The sequence below is a fragment of the Polyangium sp. 15x6 genome, from assembly GCF_029960785.1.
GTDB lineage: Bacteria > Myxococcota_A > Polyangia > Polyangiales > Polyangiaceae > Polyangium.
In genome coordinates, this window is sequence record NZ_JASBQE010000176.1 from 1 (window position 1) to 11695 (window position 11695).

Sequence of the window (11695 nt, forward strand, 5' to 3'; positions counted from 1 at the left end):
TCGCTCCGCAGTACGCCGACGTCGACCTCCACATCTCGCCCTGCTTCGGGGTTTGTCCACGGGACATGCCCCCCGCCTTACACCATCGCGCGATGGTTTGGTAGAGAAAAACACCAGCCATCTAGAGGGGCCACCACATCGGGCGTGCAGCTCTTGTTGAACCCGTCGCACTTCTCCGGGATGTCACAAGGTCCCGCGGCAAGACGGCAATCCGTCGCCACGCTGGCCACGCCGTCCGCAGGGCAGCCGACATCGACGCCATTGCAAAGCTCGGCGACATCACACGGCCCCATGGCCGGACGACATTCGGTCCCGGAATCCTTCGTATCCGCGGGGCATTCATCGTTGCTCCCATCGCACGCCTCGGCGACGTCGCACACGCCTTCCTTTGCGCGGCATTCGGTCCCAGCGGCGACCTTCAGATCGGCCGGACAGTCGCCGTCGAGGCCATTGCAGCTCTCGGCCACGTCGCACGACCCGGCCTTGTCGCGGCACTGGGTGCCGGCGGCGACCCTGGCGTCGACCGGACAGGCATTGCTGGTCCCATTACAAGACTCCGGAACGTCACACGCGCCCACCGAACCGCGGCAGACGGTGCCCGCGGAGACCTTCGCGTCCGCGGGGCAGGCATTGGCCGCTCCGTCGCAGGCCTCGGGCGCGTCACAGAGATCCACCGAAGCGCGACAAACCGTGCCCGACGGGAGCTTTCCATCCACAGGACAGGGATTGCTCGATCCATCGCAGACCTCGGCGGTGTCACACAGGTCCGCTTTCGCGCGGCAAACGGTGCCCGCGGCGATCTTGGCGTCCACGGGGCAGGCGTCGCTCGCCCCATCGCAGGTCTCCGCGGCGTCACACGCGCCGGCCGCCGCGCGACACGTGGCGCCCGAGGGGCGCTTGAGGTCCGATGGGCAGGCCGCGGCGAACCCATTGCAGGCCTCCGCGACGTCACAAGGACCCGCCGAGATGCGGCAAACGGTGCTCGAGCCCGCCTTGATGTCCGCTGGACAGGTATTGCTCGCACCATTGCAGACTTCAGCCAGGTCACACACGCCCGCGGACGCCCGACACTCGGTGCCCGCGGCGACCTTCGCATCGGCAGGGCAGGCGTCGCTCGACCCGTCGCAGGCCTCGGCCGTATCACACGCGCCCGCCGAGGCGCGGCACTCGGTGCCCGCGGCGACCTTCGCGTCCGCAGGACACACATCACTCGACCCGTCGCAGGTCTCGGCCGCATCACACGCGCCCGCCGAGGCGCGGCACACGGTGGCTGCAGACTTCTTCGAGTCCGCAGGGCAGGTATTGCTGAATCCACTGCAGAATTCGATCTGGTCACATACGTCTACCGCGGCACGGCAGACGGTGCTCGCGGAGGCCTTCGTGTCCGAAGGGCAGTTATTGCTCGACCCATTGCAGGTCTCGGCCTTGTCACACACGTCCACCGCGGCACGGCAGACGGTGCCCGCGGAGACCTTCGCGTCCGCAGGGCAGAAGAGGCTCGACCCATTGCAGACATCGGCCGCATCACACACACCCGCCGCCGCGCGGCAGACCGACCCTTGGACACGCGGCCCGCAGGTGCCGTCCGCGAGAGCGCCCGTCGCCACGCTGCACGCCTGGCAATCATTGGTGGCCCCACCGCCGCAGGCGCTGTTGCAGCAGACCCCATCGACGCAGAACCCGCTCGCGCAATCCGTGCCGCTCGTGCAGGCCGTCCCGTCCGGATCCCTCGAGACCGAGAAGACATAAGCGGCGCCGGCGTCGGTGCCGAGGTCGTCGTTCCTGTACTCTCCCACGAGCACCGCGTCGCCCGACATCGCGACGGTAGAGCCGTACTCGCCGAAGCTCGACCCATTGCCCAGGAGCTTGGCGTTCTGGGTCCAGGTGGTGCCGCTGCGGAGGAAGAGATAGGTATATCCTTGCCACTCCGCTCCCACGACAGCGGCATTCCCCGAAAGCGCGACCGAGGAGCCGAACCTGTGGTCCCCCGCCCCGTCGCTCGCCAGGAGCTTGGCCTGCCCGCTCCAGGTGGTCCCGTTGCGCACGAAGACATAGGCAGAACCAGCGTTCAAGCCCTTGTCGCCGTCATAAGGAGCCCCGATGAGCGCGGTCTCCCCTGCTATCGCGACCGAAGTACCGAAACGGTCGTACGCCGCGCCGTCGGCCGCGACGATCTTGGCCTGCTGGGTCCAGGTGGTCCCGCTGCGCACGAAGACATAAGCGGAGCCGGAGTTCGATCCCTTGTCGTCGTCTTGAGGAGCCCCGATGAGGGCCGTGTTCCCCGATATCGCGATCGTATCGCCAAAAGAATCGTCCCACGCCGAGTCCGCGGACTCGAGGAAGGCCTGCTGGGCCCAGGTGGTCCCGCTCCGGACGAAGACATAAACGCTGTTCGAGGACGCCGTCATGAGGGCCGTGTCCCCCGACAACGCGACCGGATGGCCGAAGTCGGCGTGATTGACCCAGATCCTGGCCTGCTCGGTCCAGGTGGTCCCACTGCGCACGAAGACATACGCAGCGCCGCTATAGGAGCTCCTGTTGTCACCATAAGCCGTCCCCACGAGGGCGGTGTCCCCATCCAGCGCGACCGAGGAGCCGAAGTAGTCGAGCGCCATGCCGTCGCTTGCCAGGAGCTTGGCCTGCAAGCTCCAGGCGCCCGCGGTCCGCGTGAAGACATAAGCGGAGCCGGAGCCGGACCCGAGGTCGTCGTCTGCGCGGGCCCCCACGAGGGCGGTGTCTCCCGACACCGCGACCGAAATGCCGAACCAATCCCCGGCCGCGCCATCATTCGCCAGGAGCTTGCCCTGCTGAACCACGATCAGCGGATCGATCTCCACGGGATAGGTCGCGTCCGTATCGTCCACGTGAATCGAGACCCGCCCTGCCTCGACCGACAGCCACGAAGGCAGCGCCTTGCCCGCGGCGTCCTTGACGAACAGGTCCGCGTACGCGAGCAGGGAGCGTCCCTCGGCGTCGCGCCACTGGAGCGATTCGCCGCGGCCATCACCGTCGGCATCGTCGAGCTCGGCGCGCAGATCCCCCCCAAGCTCCAGGGTCACCACCTTCGGCCCGGCGCAGCGTGGCGCTTCGGCGAGCACGAACCCCTGCTCCAGCCCGAGCGGTCCATTGAGGTACCATTCCTCCAGGCCGTCGTGCCCGTACCGGATGCGATTCCCGTCCGCCTCGGGCTCCGCGTCGGTCACGGAGGAAATGGCGCCCTCGCAACCCCATCCGGCCGTACGCATCGAGACCGACCAGGGCTCTGCGTCGGACGAGACGACGATCCCCTTCCGATCCAGGAAGGTGGCGAAGCGCTGCGCCTCGTTCTCCACCAGGAGCCGTCCAGGTTGCAGGGCGAGGGCGCCATACGACGCAGGGGCCCTGGATTGCACGGCGGCGATGTAGGCGGCGCGCAGGTCTTTGCTGGCGGCGGAGGAGGTCTCGCTGGGAGACGGCTTCGTTTCGCCCGCTGCCGGCGGGGAGCGCGCACCCGGGTCGCCGGGGAGGGTATCGATCCCGCACGAGGCGGCGATGGCCATCAGGGTGGGGACAAGGCCGCGGCTGAAGAGCTGGATACGGAGATTGGTGTGTATGCGATTCCGCATATGCGGAAATTAGTCCAGGCTGGGCGGTGGCGTCAATCGAGAATGAAGCTCGAAGAGTGCCCTCGCGCGAGGGGGCCTGGTGCGGTCGTTGCGCCGAGCATCGAACCGGCCGATGCTCCAGCCGAAGCGCGCACCAACGGGAATCGCGGCGAGCCCAATGCCCCGAGGGACGTCATCTCCCCACGTCGCGGCGCATCAGCGAGCGACGCAAACCTTCCTGCAGACTCGCAAATGTGCGTACATTCTCGAACCCGAGATCATTGTCCACCAGCGTGCGCGCCGTTTCCGGGGAGATGCCTACGATCATGCATTGCGCGCCCAGCAATTCGGCGGCGCGCACCGCGTCGCGCAGAGACCGCGCCGCGTCCGCATCGAGAGTGGGCACGCCTGTGACGTCGAGGATGACCGTCTCCGCGCTCGTCTCCACGATCGACCGGAGCAGGACTTCGAGGATGCGCGCGCCTCTTGCCGCGTCGATGCGGCCGATCAGTGGCAGCGCGAGGATGCCCTTCCAGATCCGCAGCACGGGCGTGGACAGCGCGGCGATCGCGTGCTGCTGCTCCTCGCTGAAGCGAAGCTGCTCCGAGAGCTCCGCGGTTCGCATTGCAACGGCGGCCTCGAGCTGCTCCTTCTTCTGCCGCAACTCCTCCTCCGAGTGCTTGAGCTCGCCGACGTCGAAATGGACCTGCACCACCTCGCACACCTCACCGTTCGCATCCTTGACCGGGTGGAGCGCCGAGGCGACCCAGCGGACACGCCCGTGACAAACCGCTTCGTTCTGGAGCGGATCGTACCGGATGGTGGGCAACCGCGCGGCCTTCCCCTCCAGAAACGCCTGCTCGACGAGGTGCATGAACCCCTGGGCGACGACCTGGGAGTCTTTCAGAAACCTGTAATCGGCAAGCCGCTCGAAAGGTATCTGCCAGAGTTGTTCCCAGCCAGCGTTCACCTCCTTGGTACGGCTCTCGGGATCGTGGACCTGAACACTGATGACGCCCCCGTCGAACAGGGCCTGATAGCGCCGTGCAGCGATTTCCAGCTCGGCAACGCGCCGCCGCAGCGATGCGTTCTCGTGCGTGAGGTCTTCGATCACCTTCTCGGCGTCAAATGATTGTCGGTGGTTCATGCTTGGGCATTCACGACGGCCGGGGCCGTCCCAGCATCACCAGGAAGCAGGTGACAGTGCAAGCGCCGGCGAGTTTTATGTGCCTCGTCCGGTGCAGCGCAAGCGGAAAACCACGTGGACCATGGCTCGTTGGCACCCAGACTCTCTTGCCGACGGTTGCATGGTTCGCGCGATCAGGTCAGGGCGCGTTGATGGTGATTGTCTCTTGGTGGTCCGCGTCGGCCGAGCAGCACGACGCCCCGCCGCATTCAGCGGGCTGTAGACACGCGCAATCGGGGATCCCATTGACGCATGTGTTGTCGATCTCGCTGAGGGCCGCGCACGCATGGGTCGTGGTGGGCATGGCGCCTCCGCTCGTCGCCACGCAGACCTCGAGGTTTCGCTTGCACGTGATGTCGCCGCAGGCGAAGGTGCCTGTTTGGCAGAGGTCGGCCGTCGGGCGCGGGCCCGAGGGCGAGCACGTCGCGTCGGGATTCTCGAGCACCGTGCCATCGCATTGGCATGTGGGGCCCGGGGGAGGGCCGTCGCACTGGAGGATCTCGACGCACGAGCCTTTCGCGTTCGACGAGCAATCGCCCGGGGGATAGACGCACGTCCCGCTCGTGCAAGGGTTCGAGGCGCTACAGCTATCATCATTGCTGCTGGAGCCATCGTCATTGCTGCTGGAGTCGCTGCCGCAGCCGAGCTGCCCCAAGGCGCACAGCGCCGCCATGATGAGAAGTCGTTTCATGATTGCTCTTCCTCGCGTTGCGCGCCTCCGACCCAGGAGACTGCGCGCGGGGGGGCCGCCTTAGCGCGTTTCGTGCCAAGCGTCGATGGGCTGAAATCCGCGAATCATTCGCGGCCGATGACCGCCTCGCACGGCACACCGTGGCACAGGCGTGCACGAATGGCGAGCGGGCGTTGTGGGCGCCTCAGCTCTGGGAGCCCGAGGAGAGAGGGGGAGCCGGCACCCGTCGTGCGGACGCGACTACAGGTAGTCGAAGCAGCCGAGGTCGCAGGACGTCGACCCGGTCGCGGCGCAGACGTTGAATTGCTTCAGATTCGCGTCGGTGGCAGCCTCGCACGCGTCGTAGCAGATCTGGAGCCCGCCCGGGTTGAAGCACATGAAGAAGTTGTACACGTCGCAATGGTCGAGGCACTCGAGCTTCGGGTCCGGGCAATCCTGAGCGCAGGTCTGCGACGACTCGCCGGCATCGCACACCCCATTGCCGCAGGGGTTCGGCGGGCAGTCGTTCGGGCAGGTCTGCGACGACTCGCCGGCATCGCATACCCCGTTGCCGCAGGGGTTCGGCGGCGCGCAATCCTCGGGGCAATTCTGGAACGATTCACCCGCGTCGCATACCCCATTGCCGCAAGGGTTCGACGAGCAGTCGGCCGGGCAGGTGGAGGAGTCCTCGTCCCCGGTGCACGCATCGTCCCCGCATACACTCGCGGCGACACAGGAGCCCCCCGTGCACACCTCGCCGCAGCCGCAATTCGCGTTCGACACGCAACCCTCCGTGCACGTCAAGGTCGTGGGATCCGAGCAGTAGGTCCCAGGCTGACACGTGACGGCAATCCCCTCGGGGCCGCACGAAACGAAGCCTTGTTCCATCGAATCGCAGGTCGCGCCCCCGCCTCCTGCCGCGCCCGCACCGCCTCCTCCCTCGCCCGCGCTGCCTCCTTCGCCTCCCGCACCACCTCCGCCACCCGAACAACCACCGACGCCAAGAAGGAGCCCGACGAGAAGCGAAGGCACAAGAATACCGATCAACGACCGCATGGGTTTCACCTGGAATCGCGGATGGACCACGAGCCCGCGCGGGCGCATCCTCGCCCACGGCCCGCGCGCGGTCCCCGCTCACCTTTCGCGCTACCTGACGCCAGCCGCCTGCGGTTCTTGCACGGAGTCTCGAAAATAAATTTCGCCCGGCCCCAGAGGCTGTTCCACCGAGGTGGGGCAGAGCGGCGCCCGCAGCTCCCACCGACGCAAATCGTGCGCGAGCGGCTGCGCGGTCGTCCTTGCACCGGCGCGAAGGCGCCCGGGACACGTGCACAGCGCGGGATGCACCGGAGCAAGCGTGGCTGTGACGCGGTGATCCATGCGCTTGCGTCGATGCAAGCGCCGTCAGGACCACGTCACGGCGACGCTCGGACGCGTGCAAGCGCTCCCGCGCCGCGTGCTCGACGTCCCTCGAGCCCGTGCAAGGCACGCCGCGCAGATCGTTTGGAGCGCCTTGCACGCGCGCAACCCCCACCGAGCAGCCGCCATCGGGCGATTTGCATGCGCGCAAGGCACGTCGCGCTCCATCTGGGAGGCGCTTCGCTGGGGCGTTGCCCCAGCCCAAGAAGAGGCCAATCCCTCTCAGCCAGCCGATCTTCCGAGCAAACTCTCCAGGCTCACGTCCAGCGATTGGGCCAGGCCGAGCAGGCTCTCGACCTGCGAGGCGGAGAGCTTCAGGCGCGCGCTGAGCCCGCCGCGCGTGCGCTCGAGCACCTCCTCGCGCGCCCGCGCGATCCAGCGGGAGATCGTCGAGGCGTTCACGCGGTGCATGATCGCCAGCCTGTCGAGCTTGATCCCCTCCGCGTAGTACATGCGCAAGAGGTTGCGGTCGCGGCTCGAGAGCGCGGACATGGCCTCGCGCAGGGCCTCGCGCAGCTCCTCCGCGTGGCGCTCGCGCGAGAGCCTCGACTCCGGATCCAGCGTCGGATCCATGGCCGCGAGGAGCGCGCGCTCGTCCGATCGCTCCTCACGCCGACCACGCCTGCGCAGGCTGATCCCCGTCCGCAGCGCGGCCACGCGGATCCAGGCCGGGAGCGGCCCGAGCCCGGCGTAGGTCGCGAGCTTCGGCGCCCCGCCGTCGCCCACGAGCAGCCTGTGGCCGAGCACCGATCGTACCTCCTCGACGAGCTCGGACGCCGCTGCCATCCCCCGCAGCGCGGCGTGCACCTCGACGTCGAGGCGCCGGCCGAACTCCCGCAGCGCGACGGCGTCGCCTGCGAGGCACGCGAAGGCCAGCAAGAGATCGGCGGCGAGCACGCTGGAGAGCGCCTCGTCGATGTCCTCCTCGCCCGCGATGCGCTCCGCGAGATGGCCGACGAACGCCGGCTCGTCCACCGCGACCTCGGGAAAGGCGCGCCGCGCCTCCTCGACCAGCGATCGCAGGCGGATCTCCAGCGCGTCGACGTCGCCGAACCTCGCCGAAAGCGAGGGCGCGATGCGCCCGCAGAAGGAGCGGGACAGGGGGAGCAGCGGATACGGATGCACGCCGCCATGATACACAAGCCCCGCAACGACGATGGCGCACCCTTCCGAGAACACGATCCTCGCATTCGTCGAGGGGCGACTGGCCGCGACCGAGGCCGGTATGCTCGACGACCACATCGACGCGTGCGAGCCCTGCCGTTTGCTGGTGATCGCGGCGGCCCAGGCGTCGCTCGGCACGGGGAGCGACGCGGGTGAGGCCACCCCTCCGCCCACCTTCGATGACGCAGCCCCGCTTTCGCACGGCGCGCGGCTCGGCCGCTACACCATCGCCGACGTGCTCGGCAGGGGCGGCATGGGGATCGTGTATGCTGCACACGACCCCACGCTCGATCGCAAGGTGGCGCTCAAGGTCCTGCGCGCCGAGGTGACCGCGCGCGTCGGCGCCGACATCGCGTCGGCGCGGCTCCTCCGCGAGGCGCGCATCGCCGCGCGGCTCTCGCACCCGAACGTGGTGACGATCTACGACGTCGACAGCCACGGCGGTCAGATCTTCATCGCCATGGAGTACATCGACGGGCAGCCGCTCTCCGTGTGGCTCGAGGAGGGGCCTCACCCCGCCCGCGAGATCCTGGAGCGCTTCACGCAAGCAGGTCGGGGGCTCGTGGCGGCCCACGGCGCGGGGCTCGTGCACCGGGATTTCAAACCCGCCAACGTGCTCATCGGCAAGGACGGGCGCGTCCGCGTCAGCGATTTCGGCCTCGCCGGCTGGACGGGCGAGGACGCCTCGGGCAAGGCCGCGGCCGAGGGAGCCGCGGCCCCGGTCCTGACGCGAACGGGCGCGCTCCTCGGAACGCCGCTCTACATGGCCCCGGAGCAGCACCGCGGCGAGAGGGCAGGCCCGCAGGCGGACCAGTTCAGCTTCGCGGTGGCGCTGTACGAGGCGCTCTACCGGCGCTCGGCGTTCGAGGGCAAGACGCTCGAGGAGCTCTCGGCGAGCAAGGCCCGAGGACCCGCCGAGCCGCCCGGCGGCGGGCAGGAGCCTGCGCGCGTCCGGCGCGCCCTGCTGCGCGCCCTGCGCCCGCAGCAGGAAGAGCGCTTTCCCACCATGGACGCGCTGCTCCAGAAGCTCGAAGTCGACCCCGCACGCACCCGTCGCCGCGCCGCTGTCGCCATCCTCGCGGGCGTCGTCGTCGCCGCCGGCGTGTTCGTGCCTGCCTGGATCGCGCGGGAGCAGCAGCGCGTCTGCCGCGGCGCGGAGGCGAAGCTCACGGGCGTGTGGGATGAGGGGCGGCGAGCCGCCGTGCGCGACGCGTTCACCACGTCCAAGGAGCCGTTCGCCTCGGTGGCGCTCACGCAGGTGGAGCGCGTGCTCGACGCCCAGGCGGCGGGCTGGGTCGCCGGCCATGTCGATGCCTGCGAGGCGACGCGGGTGCGCGGCGAGCAGGCGGAGTCGGTGCTGGCGCTGCGCATGGCCTGCCTCGATCTGCGGGCCAAGGAGCTCAAGGCGCTGGTCGACATCTTCTCCGAGGCGGACGGCGCCACGGTCGGCCGCGCCGTGCAGGCGGTGAACGCGATGACCCCGGTGCGCGCCTGCGCCGACGTGGCGGCGCTCTCCGGGCCTCGGCCTCCGCCGGACGATCCCGCGCTGCGCGCGCGCTTCGACGCCACGCGCGGAGAGCTCGCGCGCGGCAAGGCGCTGTACGACGCCGCGAAATACCCGCCCGCGCGCGCGCTCGCCGACCAGGTGGTCGCGGAGGCCAAGGCGATCGCCCACCAGCCGCTGCTCGCCGACGCGCTCGACCTCCTGGGAAGGGTGCAGCAATCCCAGGGCGCGCACGCGGAGGCCGAGGCGACGTTCCTCGCGTCGATCCGGGCGGCGGAGGCGGGCCACCACGATTGGCAGGCCGCGAATGGGCTGACCTCGCTGGTGTTCTTGGCGGGACACCCGCTCGGCCGCCCTGCGGACGCGCACCGGTGGGCGGAGCTCGCGGCGGGAGCGATCGCCCGGCTTGGCGGGGACGCGGAGTTCGAGGCAGCGCTGGCCGGCAACGAGGCGACCGTTTACCTCGAGGAGGGCAAGCTCGACCGGGCGCTCGAGGCCGCCTCGCAGGCCGTCTCGCTCGAGCAGCGGCTGCACGGCGACGAGCACCTCCACACCGCGAAGGCCAAGACCAACCTCGGCGCCGCGCTCGTGGCGCTCGGCCGTCATACCGAGGCGCGCAGCCACTACCAGGGCGCGCTCGCGACGTTCGAGGGGATGCTCGGCCCGGATCACCCGGCCTGCGCGACGGTCCTGAACAACAGCGTGGAAGTCCATGCCCGGCTGAACGATCTGCCGGCGGCGCGCGCGGCGGCCGAGCGGGCATTATCCATCCGCGAGCGCGCGCTCGGCCCCGAGCACATCGCGCTGGCCACGACGCTGCTCAACCTCGCCGAGGTGATGATGAAGGAGCGCGCATTCGCCGACGCCCGCGCTCGCCTCGGGCGGGTGGTCGCCATCTACGAAAAGGCCGTCGGGCCTACGCACGTCTACCTCGCCGAACCGCTGGAAAACCTGGGCGAGCTGCACATGGAAACCGGCGAGCCGGCGGAGGCGATCCCGCTGCTCGAGCGTGCGCTCTCGCTGCGGGCGTCGGGCGCCGAGGGACCGTACAAGGACGCGTCGACGCGATTCTTGCTGGCGCGCGCCCTCACCGCGGCGGGCAGCGACCGCGCCCGCGCGAAGAAGCTCGCGGAGGAGGCCCGGGCGGCCTATGCCGCGGGGGGCGAGGCCTGGGCGGTGCCGAAGGCGGAGATCGTGGCGTGGCTATCGCAGCGGTGAGGGACGAGCACGTCGTGCCAGGGCGGCGACGCGTTTACTGGCTGTAATACTCGAAGGCGTTGCTGAAGTCGTCTGGGTTCGGCGCGACGTTCTTGATGTCCCCCGTGGTGATGTCGATCGTGACATAACCGATGTTGGCGAAAACGTAGTATTCGTTCTTCGCCGGGTCGATGCCTCCGCGAGCGTTGTGCGACGTGATGGTCGGGAGGCTCTTGATCGGGGTGAATGCACCCGTCTGGAGATCCAGCGTTCCGAACACGAATCCGGACGCGGCGGGCTCTTTGAGGAGGCCATAGAGCGTGCCCGTGATCGGATGGAGCTCGTGGGCCGCCACGTCTTCCGCGTCAGGCGCGACGTGGGTGATGAGGCCTGTGCTCACGTCGATCGTCAGCCAACCGAGGTTCGTCCTCAAGTAGAAACTCTTGCCGGTCGGATCGATCCCGGGAGCGTCCGAGAGGAGCTGCACGCCGGGGAGCGTGCTGATGGTGGAAAAGACTCCGGTCTCTGGATTGATGATGCCGAAGTGCTCCTCCAAGGCCACGGCGTCCCACCTCACGCCATAGAGGACCCCGGTGATGGGGTGAGCACGCACCGTGTAGCTCTCCCACGGGGGGGAGACATCCACGACGTTGCCGGTTTTCACGTCAATCGCGAGCTGACCGACGTTCGTCTGGAGGTAGAATCGACCCTTCACGGAGTTGAGCACCATCGGGTCGCCGACGCCCATGACACCGGGGAGGATGCTCATCGTATGAAGTTTCCCCGTGGAGGGCGTCACGTAGCCGAAACGCTCCTCCATCTGGGCATCGTCGTAATCCACGCTGTAGAGCGTCGTCGTCAGCGTCCCGCCGCCCGAGCCTCCGCCGCCGCCGCCGCCGCCCGAGCCTCCGCCGCCGCCCGAGCCGCCCGTGCCGCCTCCGCCCGAGCCTCCGCCGCCGCCGCCCGAGCCGCCG

The 11695-nt window shown here is 69.0% G+C and carries 7 protein-coding genes; 1 reads left to right on the forward strand and 6 read right to left on the reverse strand.

Annotated features, from left to right (window positions below; all coding sequences use genetic code 11):
* Nucleotides 1-77: 77 nt before the first annotated feature.
* The 5 genes from QHF83_RS51525 to QHF83_RS51545 all read right to left on the reverse strand — a co-directional run bounded on the left by QHF83_RS51525 (nt 78) and on the right by QHF83_RS51545 (nt 7981).
* Nucleotides 78-3605: a hypothetical protein gene (locus tag QHF83_RS51525; RefSeq protein ID WP_282425544.1), complete on the reverse strand. Its 3528-nt coding sequence runs from the start codon at nt 3603-3605 to the stop codon at nt 78-80.
* Nucleotides 3606-3777: 172 nt separating this feature from the next.
* Nucleotides 3778-4698, reverse strand: a complete 921-nt coding sequence (locus QHF83_RS51530) for an STAS domain-containing protein (RefSeq protein WP_282425545.1) — start codon at nt 4696-4698, stop codon at nt 3778-3780.
* 211 nt (nt 4699-4909) lie between these two features.
* Nucleotides 4910-5461, reverse strand: a complete 552-nt coding sequence (locus tag QHF83_RS51535; RefSeq protein WP_282425546.1) for a hypothetical protein — start codon at nt 5459-5461, stop codon at nt 4910-4912.
* 240 nt (nt 5462-5701) lie between these two features.
* Nucleotides 5702-6223: a hypothetical protein gene (locus QHF83_RS51540; protein ID WP_282425547.1), complete on the reverse strand. Its 522-nt coding sequence runs from the start codon at nt 6221-6223 to the stop codon at nt 5702-5704.
* Nucleotides 6224-7078: 855 nt separating this feature from the next.
* Nucleotides 7079-7981 carry a sigma-70 family RNA polymerase sigma factor gene (locus QHF83_RS51545; RefSeq protein ID WP_282425548.1) on the reverse strand — a complete coding sequence of 301 codons (903 nt, stop codon included), beginning with the start codon at nt 7979-7981 and terminating at the stop codon, nt 7079-7081.
* Between the two features lie 31 nt (nt 7982-8012).
* Between QHF83_RS51545 and QHF83_RS51550 the strand changes: the two genes are divergently transcribed.
* Nucleotides 8013-10742 (forward strand): serine/threonine-protein kinase, encoded by a 2730-nt coding sequence (locus QHF83_RS51550; protein ID WP_282425549.1) that lies wholly within the window; start codon nt 8013-8015, stop codon nt 10740-10742.
* Between the two features lie 34 nt (nt 10743-10776).
* Here QHF83_RS51550 and QHF83_RS51555 read toward each other — a convergent pair.
* The coding region (locus QHF83_RS51555) for a hypothetical protein (RefSeq protein WP_282425550.1) at nt 10777-11695 on the reverse strand (919 nt) is incomplete at its 5' end.

Excerpts from the sequence above, each read along its gene's own strand:
- QHF83_RS51525 (WP_282425544.1), bottom strand. The coding sequence starts at position 3,605 with ATGCGGAATCGCATACACACCAATCTCCGTATCCAGCTCTTCAGCCGC.
- QHF83_RS51535 (WP_282425546.1), bottom strand. The coding sequence starts at position 5,461 with ATGAAACGACTTCTCATCATGGCGGCGCTGTGCGCCTTGGGGCAGCTC.
- QHF83_RS51550 (WP_282425549.1), top strand. The coding sequence starts at position 8,013 with ATGGCGCACCCTTCCGAGAACACGATCCTCGCATTCGTCGAGGGGCGA.